18 protein-coding genes are annotated in these 14,459 nt (G+C 67.5%); 9 read left to right on the plus strand and 9 right to left on the minus strand.

What is annotated here, in order from left to right:
* The first annotated feature begins 51 nt into the window (after nucleotides 1–51).
* On the plus strand, nucleotides 52–846 hold the full coding sequence (locus Q9Q79_RS18315) for a D-alanyl-D-alanine carboxypeptidase family protein (protein WP_201864083.1): 795 nt from the start codon (nucleotides 52–54) through the stop codon (nucleotides 844–846).
* Between the two features lie 13 nt (nucleotides 847–859).
* Here Q9Q79_RS18315 and Q9Q79_RS18320 read toward each other — a convergent pair whose 3' ends face one another.
* Nucleotides 860–1,453, minus strand: coding sequence for a TetR/AcrR family transcriptional regulator (locus Q9Q79_RS18320; protein WP_005414647.1), 594 nt, complete (start codon nucleotides 1,451–1,453; stop codon nucleotides 860–862).
* 16 nt (nucleotides 1,454–1,469) lie between these two features.
* Nucleotides 1,470–2,066, minus strand: coding sequence for an NAD(P)H-dependent oxidoreductase (locus tag Q9Q79_RS18325; protein ID WP_201864081.1), 597 nt, complete (start codon nucleotides 2,064–2,066; stop codon nucleotides 1,470–1,472).
* 125 nt (nucleotides 2,067–2,191) lie between these two features.
* Here Q9Q79_RS18325 and Q9Q79_RS18330 point away from each other — a divergent pair, with 125 nt between their 5' ends.
* Nucleotides 2,192–2,728, plus strand: coding sequence for a hypothetical protein (locus tag Q9Q79_RS18330; protein ID WP_005414649.1), 537 nt, complete (start codon nucleotides 2,192–2,194; stop codon nucleotides 2,726–2,728).
* 33 nt (nucleotides 2,729–2,761) lie between these two features.
* Here the strand turns inward: Q9Q79_RS18330 and Q9Q79_RS18335 are convergent, their stop codons facing one another.
* Nucleotides 2,762–3,589 (minus strand): isocitrate lyase/phosphoenolpyruvate mutase family protein, encoded by an 828-nt coding sequence (locus Q9Q79_RS18335; protein ID WP_049418038.1) that lies wholly within the window; start codon nucleotides 3,587–3,589, stop codon nucleotides 2,762–2,764.
* A gap of 166 nt (nucleotides 3,590–3,755) precedes the next feature.
* Between Q9Q79_RS18335 and Q9Q79_RS18340 the strand changes: the two genes are divergently transcribed.
* From Q9Q79_RS18340 to accC, 4 genes are all read left to right on the plus strand, one after another.
* Nucleotides 3,756–4,484 carry a DOPA 4,5-dioxygenase family protein gene (locus tag Q9Q79_RS18340; protein WP_049418041.1) on the plus strand — a complete coding sequence of 243 codons (729 nt, stop codon included), beginning with the start codon at nucleotides 3,756–3,758 and terminating at the stop codon, nucleotides 4,482–4,484.
* A 388-nt stretch (nucleotides 4,485–4,872) separates the two neighbouring features.
* The gene (gene aroQ, locus Q9Q79_RS18345) at nucleotides 4,873–5,316 is read left to right on the plus strand and encodes a type II 3-dehydroquinate dehydratase (RefSeq protein WP_005411251.1); all 444 of its coding nucleotides are present in this window, start codon (nucleotides 4,873–4,875) and stop codon (nucleotides 5,314–5,316) included.
* A gap of 59 nt (nucleotides 5,317–5,375) precedes the next feature.
* Complete coding sequence (accB, locus tag Q9Q79_RS18350; RefSeq protein WP_005411252.1) at nucleotides 5,376–5,855, plus strand: acetyl-CoA carboxylase biotin carboxyl carrier protein; 480 nt, start codon at nucleotides 5,376–5,378, stop codon at nucleotides 5,853–5,855.
* A gap of 10 nt (nucleotides 5,856–5,865) precedes the next feature.
* On the plus strand, nucleotides 5,866–7,233 hold the full coding sequence (gene accC, locus Q9Q79_RS18355) for an acetyl-CoA carboxylase biotin carboxylase subunit (protein WP_005411253.1): 1,368 nt from the start codon (nucleotides 5,866–5,868) through the stop codon (nucleotides 7,231–7,233).
* A 97-nt stretch (nucleotides 7,234–7,330) separates the two neighbouring features.
* Here the strand turns inward: accC and Q9Q79_RS18360 are convergent, their stop codons facing one another.
* Both Q9Q79_RS18360 and Q9Q79_RS18365 read right to left on the minus strand, forming a co-directional pair.
* Entirely contained in the window at nucleotides 7,331–7,705 is a 375-nt protein-coding gene (locus Q9Q79_RS18360) for a hypothetical protein (protein WP_005411254.1), read from the minus strand.
* On the minus strand, nucleotides 7,702–8,667 hold the full coding sequence (locus tag Q9Q79_RS18365) for a hypothetical protein (protein ID WP_201863915.1): 966 nt from the start codon (nucleotides 8,665–8,667) through the stop codon (nucleotides 7,702–7,704). The genes Q9Q79_RS18360 and Q9Q79_RS18365 overlap by 4 nt, the downstream gene beginning before the upstream one ends.
* A 164-nt stretch (nucleotides 8,668–8,831) precedes the next feature.
* On the opposite strand from Q9Q79_RS18365, the gene prmA reads away from it, so the two are divergent.
* The 3 genes from prmA (at nucleotide 8,832) to fis (ending at nucleotide 10,952) form a co-directional block, all read left to right on the plus strand.
* Complete coding sequence (prmA, locus tag Q9Q79_RS18370; RefSeq protein WP_012481409.1) at nucleotides 8,832–9,752, plus strand: 50S ribosomal protein L11 methyltransferase; 921 nt, start codon at nucleotides 8,832–8,834, stop codon at nucleotides 9,750–9,752.
* 42 nt (nucleotides 9,753–9,794) lie between these two features.
* A complete protein-coding gene (locus Q9Q79_RS18375) occupies nucleotides 9,795–10,562 on the plus strand; it encodes a DUF3426 domain-containing protein (protein ID WP_012481410.1) in 768 nt (255 codons plus the stop codon).
* A gap of 114 nt (nucleotides 10,563–10,676) precedes the next feature.
* Nucleotides 10,677–10,952 carry a DNA-binding transcriptional regulator Fis gene (gene fis, locus Q9Q79_RS18380; RefSeq protein ID WP_005419706.1) on the plus strand — a complete coding sequence of 92 codons (276 nt, stop codon included), beginning with the start codon at nucleotides 10,677–10,679 and terminating at the stop codon, nucleotides 10,950–10,952.
* 126 nt (nucleotides 10,953–11,078) lie between these two features.
* Here the strand turns inward: fis and Q9Q79_RS18385 are convergent, their stop codons facing one another.
* The 4 genes from Q9Q79_RS18385 to Q9Q79_RS18400 are packed head-to-tail and all read right to left on the minus strand — an operon-like array spanning nucleotide 11,079 to nucleotide 14,452.
* On the minus strand, nucleotides 11,079–12,074 hold the full coding sequence (locus Q9Q79_RS18385) for a phosphatidate cytidylyltransferase (protein WP_005414654.1): 996 nt from the start codon (nucleotides 12,072–12,074) through the stop codon (nucleotides 11,079–11,081).
* Nucleotides 12,071–12,700, minus strand: a complete 630-nt coding sequence (locus tag Q9Q79_RS18390) for a lysophospholipid acyltransferase family protein (RefSeq protein ID WP_005411260.1) — start codon at nucleotides 12,698–12,700, stop codon at nucleotides 12,071–12,073. Before Q9Q79_RS18390 ends, Q9Q79_RS18385 begins: the two co-directional genes overlap by 4 nt.
* A gap of 13 nt (nucleotides 12,701–12,713) precedes the next feature.
* Complete coding sequence (locus Q9Q79_RS18395) at nucleotides 12,714–13,151, minus strand: hypothetical protein (protein WP_049395357.1); 438 nt, start codon at nucleotides 13,149–13,151, stop codon at nucleotides 12,714–12,716.
* On the minus strand, nucleotides 13,148–14,452 hold the full coding sequence (locus tag Q9Q79_RS18400) for a phosphatase PAP2/dual specificity phosphatase family protein (protein ID WP_180881319.1): 1,305 nt from the start codon (nucleotides 14,450–14,452) through the stop codon (nucleotides 13,148–13,150). The genes Q9Q79_RS18395 and Q9Q79_RS18400 overlap by 4 nt, the downstream gene beginning before the upstream one ends.
* Nucleotides 14,453–14,459 lie beyond the last annotated feature (7 nt).

Genomic DNA, 14,459 nt, shown 5'->3' on the forward strand with positions numbered 1-14,459 from the left:
TGCAGTCGCCGCACACTATCCTCCTGGGTTCCCACTGCCATCGTTGCTTCCATGCCGTCTCCTGCTCCTGCGCGTGCACCGCTGTCGTCCATCACCCTCGATGCGGCAACTTTCGCGGTGATTCACCAGCACAACGCGGATGTCGCCAGGCAGCCGGCCTCGCTGACCAAGCTGATGACCGCCTACGCGGCTTACGAATGTGTCGAGGAGCGCGGGCGCTCGTGGGGCGACGAAGTCACCATCGCCGCCGACGACGTGCATGCGGTCGCCGACGATGAAACGCGCATGGGCCTGGTGCCCGGCGAAACGGTCACGCTCGCGCGCTTGCTGGAAGGGTTGATGATCGTCTCCGGCAATGACGCGGCGCTGGCCATCGCGCGCCACCTGGACGGATCGCAGCCTCCGTTCCTGGAGCGCATGAACCGGCACGCACGCCAGCTCGGCCTGCGCAGCAGCTGGTTCGCCAGCGTCTCCGGCATCACCACGCCGCGCCATGCATCCAGCGCGCGCGACATGGCAGTGCTGGCCGCCTGCCTGCTGAATGACCATCCGCAGATACTGGCAATCACCGCGCAGCGCGCGTTCGTGCATGGCAGCTTCAGCCGCAACAACCAGAATGCGTTGCTTGGCGATGACGGCGTGGATGGCTTGAAGACCGGTTACACCCAGGCAGCAGGCTTCTGTCTGGCCGCCACCGCATGCCGGGCAGTGCCCGGGCGGGATCAGCCGGTACGCCTGATCACCGTGGTGCTGGGTTCTGAAAGCCGCGACGCGCGCGACGCACTGGTGCGCGATCAGCTGGCGGCAGGATTCGCCACGCTGGCCAGTGGCACCGCCGGGGCCTGACGCCCGAAGCCGCTCAGCGCCGCTTGACCGTCGCCACGATCAGCCGCTGCAGCTCGGCCTCGGCGTTGGTCTTGTCCAGCGCGCCTGCCGCCACGGCTTCGGACAGGGCTTCAGCCGCACCGAGAATCGCCCAGCGCCCAGCAAGTGGCACCGTGCCATCGGCGGCAAACGGACCCAGCCATACGTCGCAGTTGTCGATGAAGTCCTGCTGGTAACGCCGCCGCACCTCGTGCAGTTCCGGCGCGCCCACCAGCGCGGCGAGGATGCCCTGCACTTCACTGCCCTGGCTGAGGATGCAGTCGATGTAGCCGGAGGCGATGGCCGCCGCACGGTCGGCCAGCTGCGCGCGGGCGCGACCGATACGCTCGTGGAATACCACCGTCTGGCGCCCGTCATAGTCATCGTAGAGCGCGGCCAGCAGGCCGTTGCGGGTCACGAAGTGATCGTAGGCCACCGGCTTGGTCACGCCCGCCGCCTCGGCCAGCCGTCCCAGCGTCAACGCGTCGGTGCCTTCTTCACCGACCAGCGCCCAGGCCACGTCCAGCAACTGGCGGGCGCGTTGCTCGCGGGTCAATCGGCGGCGCGTGGGAGCGGCGTTGGCGGGCATCGGCGGAACACGGCGATCAGCGCATCGGAGTGCCTATTTTACGGCCGATCGCCAGCGCGGTCTGCAGATGCGCTCCGGCCGCACCGGTATCGGCATCCAGCAGCAGGTCGGACGTCAGCACGCGTGCGCCACAGTAGTCGAAGATGCCCATGTCGATCTGCGTCTTCATCGCCGCATCGTAGCCGCGTCGTTCGACCATCGCTGCATCGGCACCGCCCAGCCCCACCAGATGCACGTTCAGGCGCTGCAGCTTCTTCACCAGCTTGCCCTGCGCGTCCTGTGCGTAGGCCCATTCGTTGGTGAAGACACGGTCGATCCAGCCCTTCAGCAGTGCCGGGAACGACCACCAGTACAACGGGAACACCAGCACCAGCGTATCGGTGGCCTCCAGCCGTGCGTGCTCGGCGGCGATGTCGGCCGGTACCGCGCCAGTGCTGCGGAACAAGGCCTGGTCCTGGGCGTTGAAGCGCGGATCGAAGCCTTCGGCCATCAGATCGGCGTAGGCCACGGTGTTGCGGGCGTCGGCGGCAGTGATCGCATCGCCGATGTGATGCGCCATCGCATGGGTCAGCGAACCGGGTTCAGGGTGGGCGATGACAATGAGGCTGTGCATGGGGGTCTCCAGGAATCAATACCTACCAATAGTAAGTAGTGATTTTCGGGATGCCAGCGCCATTGATGGGACGCTGTTTTCGCATCCACCGTATAGTGCGGCGGTGCCCTGTGAGACACCCGAACATGGATCGACGCCTGCCCCTGACGATGCTGATGCTGCTGTCGCTGTTGCTGTTGCTGCCATCCGCCTTCGCAGGTGAACTCAGTCCCAGTGATGCGAAGGCTCTGCGCGAAGATGTGCGCGCCATGATGGCTGCATACGCCCGCGGCGATGCGGACTTCCTCATCGAACGTACCCATCCCAGCCTCAAGCGACTGGCCGGCGGCGATGACGCCTTCCAGGCGATCACCCGTGATGCGTTGAAGAAGCAGCACAACGCCGGTGTAGTGATCATCAGCGAAGATGTAGGTGTGCCGACCCGGACCTATGCTGCCGGAGAGGAAGAAGTCTGCTTCGTGCCACGCCAATCCCTGATACGGGTGCGTGAAACCCCAATGCGCAGCACCACGTTCATGGTGGCCGTGCGCCGCGTTGGTGGTTCCGGCTGGACGTATCTGGATGGCACCGGGCTGCAGGGCAATCCAAACCTGCTTCGCCAACTGCTGCCAGCGCTGGAACCCGACGTGACCTTACCCAAGCGGGAGATCGAGGCGCTGTAGTCGCCGGCCCCTCCCGCCTTGCACGGCGTGGATCTAGTGGAACAGCGCGTTCAAGGCAGCCCCGGAGGCCGCCTGCTGCAGGCCATCGAAGCGTCCGTCCTGCACGATCGGCTGGGTCGCCTGCATCAGCCCGCCCCACGCGGCACGGGCGAGTGCGCCGCCCAGACTCACCCGGCGAATGCCGAGCGCGGCGATGTCCTGCAGGCTCAGCGACGTCGGTCCACCGACCAGCAGGTTCACCGGCTTCGACCCGGCAGCGGCGACCACCGCGCTGATCTGCTCGCGCGTGCTGATGCCAGGTGCATACAGCACGTCGGCACCGGCCTCTGCGTAGGCACGCAGGCGCTGCAGGGTGTCCTGCAGATCCGGCACGCCAACGAAGAAGTTCTCGGCGCGGCCGACCAGCAGCACGTCGCCACCCGCGCGGTCGATGGCTGCACGGGCAGCGCGCAGGCGCTCGACCGCCTGGTCGATCGGACGCAGCGGTGCATCGGCCACGCCGCTGGCATCCTCGATCGACAATGCTGCAATGCCGGTGTCGATCGCCGCGGCCACCGCCTCCTGCACCGCCTGCGGCGTGGCGCCGAAGCCATCACCGAAGTCGGCATTCAACGGCAATGGAGTCGCTGCCACCATCACGCGCAGATGCGCCAGCGTGGCCTGCAGCGAAACCGCTCCGTCCGGCCGCCCTTCGCTCCAGGCGCAGCCGGCGCTGGTGGTGGCCAGTGCCTGGAAGCCCTGCCGCTGCAGGTAGCGGGCACTGCCCACATCCCACGGGTTGGGCAGCACGAAGCAACCCTGCGCGTGCAGCTGGCGGAAGAACGCGCGCTTTTGCTGTGTGTCGGCATCGGGCGAGATCATGGAAGGGCTCCGGGGCGGCAGACCTGCACCCTAGCCCGCCCAGCGGCCACGCTCAACGACAACGGGGCGCACCTGCATGAGGTGATGCCCCCTGCTTATTGGACGCTGTGGATGCGGGTGCCCGAGCGTGCTTGCCTGCCCACACGATGCCGCCACGGAGCCCTTCATGCACCCGGACCCGCAGACCCTCACCGACGCCGGCGATGATGACGCCCACTGGGCCGACCTGCTTTCGCCGGCACGGCGCCGCCTGATCGCTTCGGCGGGTCTGGCCGCTGGCGGCCTGGCCAGTGCCTCGACCACCGCCGCAGCACCGCGCGGCAACGACGCGGTGAACACCACCGAGCCTGGCCGCCCCGGCTTCCGTGCCATCGTGCCGCCAGCACCGGAAGGGCGCAGCCCCTGGGGCCAGGCCACGGCCAGCGAACCGACCCCGCGCCCGGCCAGCGTGCGTCCCGGCGAGGCCACCCTGCCCGTGACCCCACGCGCCTACACCGACATCAAGAGCTATCACGCGCACATCTACTTCGACGAGGACAGCTTCGAGAAGGCTGCGCTGCTGCGGCGCTGGGCGGCCGAGCGCTTCCCGGTGGAGCTGGGCAACTGGAACCTGGAACCACGCGGGCCGCACGTCACCCCGTCGTTCTACTTCGGCTTCACCAACGACCTGCTGCCGGTGCTGGTGCCCTGGCTGCAGCTCAACAGCCTGGGCCTGACCATCCTGATCCACCCCAATACCGGTGATGGCCGCGCCGACCACCTGTATTACGCGTTGTGGGTAAACCGCGCGCAGCCGGTGAATGCCTACAACTGGCCGGCACCGAAGCCTGGAGAACGGGAACCGCTGGAAGAGGTGTTCCCGAACGTGGTGCCGACGGTGCCGCTGGAGACGTGAGCGGGGGCGTGGCGGGGGGCAGTGGGTGGCGTGCGGCGCACCTTGGGCTGCCCCTCGGTGGGTGCGTAGCGTGCTACGTACCGAACGTCCTCCATCCACGCATCGCGTGGATCTATTGAATGGTGGCCTCATCCGCGCGTGGCGTGGATCTACTGCAGCACCACCCATGACAGCATCAGCCCTGCCCATGCCTGCCGCCATCGTCGGCCTACGTGCATGCATCCCCGGCCTGCGAGCCATTCAGCGCGCCTTGATCCAGCGCCCGCCATACGGCCACAAGCGCTCCGGCAGATTTCAAACGTTCGATTGAAACGCTGCAAACTTCGCCGAACTGGACAGCATCCGCCGGTTCCGCCAGACTGCCGCCCTTTCCCGTCTTCCGGATCCCATGGCGAAGCTGCTGGTCCTGCACGGCCCCAACCTCAACCTGCTCGGCACACGCGAGCCGGAGGTCTACGGCCACACCACGCTGGCCGACATCGACCAGGCCCTGGCCAGCCAGGCATCGGCCGCCGGGCACGCGGTGGAGAGCCTGCAGTCCAATGCCGAGCACGTGCTGGTGGACCGCGTGCAGGCCGCACGCGACGACGGAACCGCTTTCATCCTGATCAACCCCGCCGCCTTCACCCACACCTCGGTCGCCCTGCGCGATGCGCTGGCCGCGGTGGCGGTGCCGTTCATCGAGATCCACCTGTCCAACCCGCATACCCGCGAACCGTTCCGCCAGCACAGCTACTTCAGTGACAAGGCGGTGGGCGTGGTGTGCGGCTTCGGTGCCGACAGCTACCGCTACGCGATGGACGCGGCGCTGCTGCGGGTATCCGCCACCTGATTGTCGACCCGGGCGCCCACGGCGCTCTCCTCACCTAGATAGAAACCAAAGAGGCCCTCATGGATCTGCGCAAAATCAAGAAGCTGATCGACCTGCTGGAAGAGTCGAACCTGGCTGAAATCGAAATCAAGGAAGGCGAAGAGTCGGTGCGCCTGTCGCGTGCCCCGGTGGCCGGCTATGCCGCTCCGGTCGCCGCCCCGGTGTACGCCGCTCCGGCCGCCCCGGCACCGCAGGCAATGCCGATGCAGTCGCCGACCGAAGCCTCCACCGGCGGTACCGCCAAGCCGGGCCCGGCACTGCCGGAAGGCCACGTGCTGCGCTCGCCGATGGTCGGCACCTTCTACGCGTCGTCCGCCCCGGACAAGCCGGCCTTCGTCACCGTTGGGCAGCAGGTCAAGGAAGGCGAGACCCTGGCCATCATCGAAGCAATGAAGATGTTCAACCCGATCGAAGCCGACACGTCCGGCACCATCGTCGCCATCCTCGGCGAGAACGGCCAGCCGGTGGAATTCGACCAGCCGCTGTTCGTGATCGGCTGAGGGGCACGCCATGCTCGACAAAGTCGTCATCGCCAACCGAGGGGAGATCGCGCTGCGCATCCTGCGCGCGTGCCACACCCTCGGCATCCGCACGGTGGCCGTGCATTCCACGGTCGACCGCAACCTCAAGCATGTGGCCATGGCCGACGAGTCGGTCTGCATCGGCCCGGCGCCGTCGCCGCAGAGCTACCTCAACATTCCGGCGCTGATCGCCGCGGCTGAAGTCACTGACGCGCAGGCGATCCATCCCGGTTACGGCTTCCTGTCGGAGAACGCCGACTTCGCCGAGCGCGTGGAAGAATCCGGCTTCATCTTCATCGGCCCCAAGGCTGACACCATCCGCATGATGGGCGACAAGGTCGAAGCCATCCGCGCGATGAAGTCGGCCGGCGTGCCGTGCGTGCCCGGTTCGGGCGGCCCGCTGGGCGATGACATCGTCGCCAACACCAAGATCGCCCGTGAGATCGGCTACCCGGTCATCATCAAGGCGGCCGGTGGCGGTGGCGGTCGCGGCATGCGCGTGGTGCATGCCGAGGCCTCGTTGAAGACCTCGATCGAAACCACCAAGAGCGAGGCCAAGGCCGCGTTCGGCAATGGCGAGGTCTACATGGAGAAGTTCCTGGAGAACCCGCGCCACGTGGAAATCCAGGTGCTGGCCGACGGCCAGGGCAACGCCATCCACCTGGGTGAGCGCGACTGCTCGATGCAGCGCCGCCACCAGAAGGTGGTGGAAGAAGCGCCGGCACCGGGCATCACCGCCGAACAGCGCGAGCAGATCGGCAAGGTCTGCACCGAAGCCTGCGTGCGCATCGGCTACCGCGGCGCCGGCACCTTCGAGTTCCTGTACGAAGACGGCCGCTTCTACTTCATCGAGATGAACACCCGCATCCAGGTGGAACATCCGGTCACCGAAATGGTCACCGGCATCGACCTGGTGGCCGAGCAGCTGAAGATCGCCGCCGGCCAGAAGCTGTCGATCAAGCAGAGCGACGTGGTGCTGACCGGCCACGCGATCGAGTGCCGCATCAACGCCGAAGACGCCGAGACCTTCGTGCCCAGCCCGGGCACCATCACCGGCTTCCATCCGCCGGGTGGCCCCGGCGTGCGCGTGGATACCCACATCTACAGTGGCTACCGCGTGCCGTCGAACTACGACTCGATGATCGGCAAGCTGATCGTGCACGGCCCGGACCGCGAAACCGCCATCGCCCGCATGCGGGTGGCGCTGAGCGAGATGGTGGTCGACGGCATCAAGACCAACATCGCCCTGCAGCAGCGGATCATGCGCGACAAGGGCTTCCAGGCCGGTGGCCAGAACATCCACTACCTGGAAAAGCGTCTTGCCGAGCGCAAGAACAAGCCGATCGCACTGACCTGATCGGCAGCAGGTACTGGACATGAAAAGGGCGGGGATATCCCCGCCCTTTTTCCATTGCCGTAGAGCCGAGCGTGGGCTCGGCTCTGCAGCAGGTGCATCAGCGCTTGTCGGCAGCTTCGGCCGGGATCTGCGAATTCGCCAGCGGGCGTACACCATTGGGCGAGCTCGGGTCGACGATCACCATCGTCTCGGTGGACCCATCGGGCCACACCACCTGGAAGGTACTGCCTGCCGGCAACGAAGCGAACGGCATGCCGCTCTGCGCGCGATAGACCGCAGCGACCTGGCTGGCACCCACGCGGCGCACATCTTCCTGCGCCTTCACCGTGGTCAGTTCCACTTTCGACAGATGCCGGTAACGATCTTCATAGGTGTCGATCATCAACAGCCCGACCGCGCCGGCCGAATAGGCCACGAACAGCGCCACCCAGAACCAGAACTTGGCCCCATGCAGGAATCGACGGTAGTTCATTGCCCGCCCCTCTTGCCAACCAATCGCTTGATCCACTGCTTCATTTTCCCCGCACCTTGCCGCGAAACCGCAGCGTCATACACGAAATCCCGGAAATCCTGCGTCCCATCCTGCGAACAGATCCCTCCATTCGCACAAAAACTGTTGACCAGCACGCTGTCGGCACCACACGGTAGACCGAGCTCGCAGGCCGCAACCCGCCACGCCAGTTCACTGAGCTGTTCACCCGCCACCAGGCCAGTGAGCGCCTGGTCGCCCGCCGCGCGCACGCCCATGCCCGGTGCAATGGCCATGAAGGCCTCCGGATCGCGCGATGTGCGCACCCGCTCGACCAGGTCACGGCGGTACTCGGGGCTGTCATTCAGCGGCTCGCCTTCGGCAAACAGCGATGCTTCCGCTGCGAGGTTGCCCTGCGTGGCCGCCTTGCGGCGCTCGGCCAGCACCAGCGCGGACCCCAGCTTGTCGCCCGGCACGAAGCCGCCACAGCGCTGCGCCACGCGCTCGCGCGCCTGCACCATCGCCGGTGCAGCGGTCAGGCCCAGCCCGGCCAGCACATTGTTGTCCAACCGATAACCGCCCGGATCGATGGCGTACTGCGCGCAGTAGTCGTAGACCCGGCTGAGCATCCAGCGCGCCTCGTGATTGCCGTCGTCGGCCTGCACGCGCAGGCGCTGCGCGTAGGCGTACAGATCGGTGGCATCCTCGATGTCCGCGCGCAGGTCCAGCGGCAGGCCCGAAGGCAGCGCGTTGCCGCGCTCGAACGCCGCCAGGCGACGCGCCAACGCTTCCGGCACGACCGGCAGGGGCGCCGCATCGTCCGACGCAACCTGCGCCGTCGGCAGTTCGCCTGCGGTCACCGATACCGACCCGGCATGGCCGCTGGCCCGATACCCGGCCACGCCCAGCACGGCCACCGCCGGCAGCACGAGCAACCAGGTTTTAAGGGTCGGAGCAAAGGCCATTGGCGGCAGTGAACGTTAATGGCGCACAGGAAAGCACCAAGTTTAGCAAGGCCCGCCAGGCCTGTCTGAATCGGTTCCGTTCATCTCCGAGCGGCATCTCAGGCAATACGGAGACGCTCCGATGGTCTAGCATGGCCCCCTTTCCCGCGATTGCCCCCACCGCCATGCCGTTCCTGGAACTGACCCTGCGTTGCACCGAAGCTACCCAGCCCCGCTATGAGAATGCGCTGGAGGATGTCGGCGCACTGGCCGTCACGCTGCTTGATGCCGAGGCCGATACCAGCAACGAACAGGCCATCCTCGAGCCGGGCGTGGGCGAGACCCCGCTATGGGACACCCTGGTGCTGAGCGCGCTGTTTCCCGCCGACAGCAACGCATTGCTGCTGCTGGCCGCGCTGGAGGCGTTCGACCCGGAACTGGACTGGAGCAGCGGCAGTTTCCGCGCGGTCGAGGACGAGGACTGGGAACGCGCCTGGCTGGACCAGTTCCAGCCGATGGCTTTCGGCAGCCGCACCTGGATCGTGCCGTGGAACCATGAACTGCCGGAGGCCGCACAGGCTGCCGACGCCGCCGTGGTGCGGCTGGACCCGGGCCTGGCGTTCGGCTCGGGCACCCACCCGACCACCGCGCTCTGCCTGCGCTGGCTGGACCAGCTGGCCGTGGATGGCCTGCTGCAGGGCCAGCGCGTGCTCGACTTCGGCTGCGGCTCCGGCATCCTTGCGCTTGCCGCGCTGAAGCTGGGCGCCGCTGAGGCCATCGGCGTGGACAACGATCCGCAGGCCCTGGTCGCCACCGCCGACAATGCCGAGCGCAACGGCGAACAGGCGCGCATGCACGTGTACCTGCCGCCGGACGAACCGGTCGCCACCTACCCGATCGTGGTCGCCAACATCCTCGCCTCGGCACTGGACGCGTTGGCCGAGCTGCTGGCCGCGCGCGTGGCTGCCGGCGGCCGTATTGCCCTGTCCGGCATCCTGCACGGCCAGGAAGGTGAACTGCTGCAGCGCTATGCGGAATGGTTCGACGACCTGCAGGCGACCCAGGATGGCGACTGGATGCGCATCACCGGCGTGCGCCGCGCCTGATCGTGGTTGAATGACTGCTGGATCCGAGCCCGCACCCTGAGCATGTCCGAGCCGAACCCACCGCGACGCCCTCTGGCAACCTTCCTGCGCACCGCGCCGGAAGGTTCGCCCGTGCCTGCGACCGATGCGCGCACGCAGGAACCGGAAGAACACGCGTCGCCTGCCATGCAGGTGCCAGCCGGGCCCGCCGAAGCGGCGCATGTGGCGGCGGAGATGCAGCACGACGATGCGCCTGTCATCGTTGATGACATTGCGGCCATCGCGTCGGCACCGGTTGCAGTGCCGGCGACGACGACCGCCGTTGACGCGCCGAGTTTCCTTGGCAGTGCGCGCCCCCGCAGCCTGCCGGCACCGCGCTGGCACTGGCTGCTGGTTGCAGGGCTGGCGCTGCTGCTGGTGCTGCAGAGCGTGCTGGCCGACCGTGCGCGGCTGGCCGCCGACGCCGGCAACCGTGCTTGGCTGGGCACGCTCTGCGGCCTCCTGCGCTGCAGCCTGCCGGCCTGGCATGAACCCACCGCCTTCACCATGACCAGCCGCGAGATCCGGCCGCTGCCCGGGCAGGCCGGCGTGCTGCAGGTGCAGGCCAGCATCCGCAACGACGCACGCTGGGCACAGGCCTGGCCCGACCTGCGCCTGTCACTGTCCGATGCTGATGGCCGGGTGATCGGCAGCGGTGTGTTCACGCCTGCGCAGTACCTGGGCGAGAACCCCGGCGCGGCCCTGCTGGAACCGGGCCAGAGCGCGCGCGTCGCCTTCCGTGTGCAGGAGCCCGCCGCATCCACCGTCGCATTCACCTTCGACTTCCTCTGAACGTGAAAAGGCGACCGGCCGTGGCAGGCCGGGCACGCTCGCGCTAGACTGGCCGCCACCACCTCGTCCGGCCGCGCGCAACGCGCGCACGGGCCCACCGAATCGGGAACCCCCTTGAACGCTGTCCTCTCTCGTCCTGACAACAGTCGTGGCGCTCCCCGGCCACCGCTGCGTGAACATGTCGCCCAATCCGTGCGCCGTTACCTGCGTGACCTCGATGGCTGCGACGCGGACGATGTCTACGAGATCGTGCTGCGCGAGATGGAGATCCCGCTGTTCGTGGAAGTGCTCAACCACTGCGAAGGCAACCAGAGCCGCGCCGCCGCGATGCTGGGCATCCACCGTGCCACCCTGCGCAAGAAGCTGAAGGAATACGGCATCAGCGCGTAAACGCGCGCAGGTAGTGCCGGCCGCTGGCCGGCAACCCCATGAACGATGGCAGGATGTTGCAGTTGCCGGCCAGCGGCCGGCACTACCGGTAGATCCGCCCCATGCGTGGATGGAAGCCCGGCAGAATCAACCGCCGCCGCCCGCCTTCCAGTAATACCGCACCACGTGGAAGAACACCGGCGCGGCGAAGCACACCGAATCCAGCCGGTCGAGCATGCCGCCATGGCCCTCGATCATGTGGCCCCAGTCCTTGATGCCCCGGTCACGTTTGATCGCCGACATCACCAGGCCGCCCCAGAACCCCATCAGGTTGATCAGCAGCGACAGGCCGAACGCCTGCAGCGGCGTGAACGGGGTGATCCACCACAGCGCCGCGCCCAGTGCGCTGGCACTCAGCACGCCGCCGACGAAGCCCTCCACCGTCTTCGACGGCGACAGCTTCGGCGCGATCAGGTGCTTGCCCAACAACTTGCCCCAGATGTACTGCAGCACGTCCGAGGACTGCACCACGATCACCAGGAAAGCAAACAGCAGCACGTTGCGCGAGGGGTCATGGCCCGGCACGTGCAGGTTCAGCAGCAGCGGCACATGCGAAATGCAGAACACGCAGATCATCAGCCCCCACTGCACCTTAGCGGTCCGCTCCAGGTAGTGCGTGGTGTCGCCGCCGATGGTCGACAGGATCGGCAGGAACAGGAACGCGTAGACCGGAATCAGCAGCGTGTACATGCCGTACCAGTCGATCCACACCAGGTAGTACTGCCACGGCAGCACGATGTAGAACGCGGCCAGCAGCGCGTAGTAATCGCCTGAGCGGGTCGGCGCCAGGGTGATGAACTCGCGCAGTGCGAACAGCGAGATGATCGCGAACAGCACGATCACCCCGGCGCGGCCGAAGAACAGCGCCAGCCCGACCACGATCGCCATTACCCACCACGCGCGGATGCGCGACACCAGGTTGGCGATGACCGCGCTGGGCCGGCCGCGCTGGCGCCATCGCAGCGTTTCGGCCACCAACGTGGCCAGTACCAGCACCGCACCGACGCCAGCGAACAGCAGGCCGGTCTGCTGGCCCACGCTCTGCGCTGCCAGGTCGCCGGACACATCGATCAGGAAACTCATGCGCGCCCCCCGTTCGGCGCCAGGTCCAGCAGCGCCTGCCGGCTGCGGGCCAGGAAGGCCGCCTTGTCCTCGTCGGCCTGCAGCCGCAGCGGCGTACCGAAGGTGGCCGTGCACAGCAGCGGCAGCGGCAGGAACCGGCCCTTGGGCATCACCCGCTTCAGGTTGTCGATCCACACCGGCACGAATTCCAGCTCCGGCCGTTGCCGTGCCAGGTGATAGATGCCGCTCTTGAACGGCAGCAGCGGCTCATCGCCCACGTTGCGGGTACCTTCCGGAAACAGGATCAGCGAGCAGTCTTCGTCCACCGCGTCACGCAGGGCCTGCAGCGGATCCTGCTGGCGATGGCCGGCCTCGCGCTCGACCAGCACGCCGTTGAACACCGCATCGATCAGGTAGCGACGCAGGCCGTCGCGCTGCCAGTATTCGGCCGCGGCAACTGGCCGCACCTGGCGCCGCAACGCAGGCGGCATCGACGACCAGATCAGCACGAAGTCGCCATGGCTGGCGTGGTTGCCGTAGTACACACGGCGCTCGCTGGACGGCGCGCAACCGATCCACAGCGCGCGGGCACCGGTTACTACATGGATCGCACCACTGCAGGCGCGGGCAATCAGTTCGGCGAACATTGGTCCCTCCCGTTCACGTCTGCGGCCACAACACGGCCAGCACCAGCAGTGCGAACTGCACCGCTGTCAGCAGGTACTGGCGCAGCAGCAGGCGACGCATGCCGGCCCAGCGCGCGTCCCAGCCCCGCAGGGGCGCATCGGGCGACGGGCGGCGCAGGCCACTGTCGTGCAGCAGCTGATCAGTGCGGCGCGCGGCGGCATCGCCGTCCAGGCGCTCATCGCGCAGCAGCTGCAGCAGGCTGGCGTCCAGCGCAACCCGCCACGCGTGGTACGTCTGGGCCACCCCTGCAGACATGCTGGCCAGCAGCAACCCTGCAGCGATCATCGCCAGGCCCGGCTCGGTGCCGAGCAGCAGCAATGCCACCAGCAGCAGCCCCAGCGACAGGCATGCCGGCCAACGCCCCTGCCGCAGCAGCAGCTGCATGGTCGCCAGATCGGGAACCGTGCTCATGCGCGCACTCCTGCCGCGTCGGTGATGGCACGCAGATGGGCCGTACCCAGCACGATGCCAGGGCGCGCAGCACGCACGATCGCCACCGCCGCGTCCGCATCGGCCGCACGACCACTGCGCAGCAGCCAGGTGGCCACGCTGGCGGCGCTGCGCGAATAGCCCAGCGCACAGCACACCAGCAACGGTCCGTGCGCATGCAGGCGCTCGATGGCCTCGGCCGCTTCGCGCAGCTGTTCCGGTGCAGGGACCACCAGGTCCAGCATCGGCACGCTGGCATACGCGGCGCCCTGCGCGCGACAGGACAGCTCGGCGCAGGCATCGACCACGCCCACCAGGGGGGCCGGCAATGCCTCAGAGGGAATGCGCCCCAGCCACACACCGTCCATCACCGGCACCGGCTGCGGCGCACGCCGCGTCCACAGCCGCGAATTGATCCAGGCGGCGCCCAGGTACGGCGCCAGCAGCCAGCGTGCAGCCATCGTCAGACGACCATCGGCGCGCTTCTGGAACACCGCCGTACCCAGCCCGGCATAGGCCATCGCCACCAGCAGCAACGAGACCACCGGCCACAGCAGCCACAACGCGGCGCCACGCAGAAACACCACCGGCACCAGCAATACAGCGGCCCCCAGCAGGTACAGCGCTGCCAATCGCCAACGTCTGGCATCACGCGCGGTGTGCCAGGCGCGCAACGGTGGCGTGCCCCGCTCCGGCCATAGCCACACGCACAGCCAGCCGGCCAGCAGGCCGGTCGGGATATCGATGAAATGGTGCTGGAACGTGGTCAGCACCGAGACGCCGATCAGCAGTGCCCACACATGCAGTAACCCGCGCCACACGCCATGCAGGTACTGCGCGAACTTCACCCACAGCACGATCAACAGCACGATATGCAGCGACGGTGCCTGGTTGAACGGCTTGTCGAAGCCCAGCAGCACATCGAACAGCCAGCCGAACACACCGCCGATCTCCGGACGCTCGAAGCTGAAACGCAGCGGCCACAGCAGGAAGCAGGCCACCGCGATGACCTGCGCACTGAACAGCCGCAGCGCATGCCGGTCCAGTTCCAAGCGATGCCGGCACAGGAAGAACGAGATTGCGTAGAACAGATCGATCGACCAGTACGGCACGATCGTCCACGGCACGAACGGGATGCGTGTCTCCCACGCGAACGCCATCATCGGCAGGGTGGCGTGGCGGCCGGCCATCCAGTTGGCGAAGCCGTAGCTTGCGAAGAAGAACGGACCCAGCAGGGCCAGCCACAGCAGGGCGCGCCGCCAGGGGCGCCCTTCCGCGGCCAGCGGGGTT

Source organism: Stenotrophomonas sp. a6, from assembly GCF_030913325.1.
Taxonomy (GTDB): domain Bacteria; phylum Pseudomonadota; class Gammaproteobacteria; order Xanthomonadales; family Xanthomonadaceae; genus Stenotrophomonas; species Stenotrophomonas maltophilia.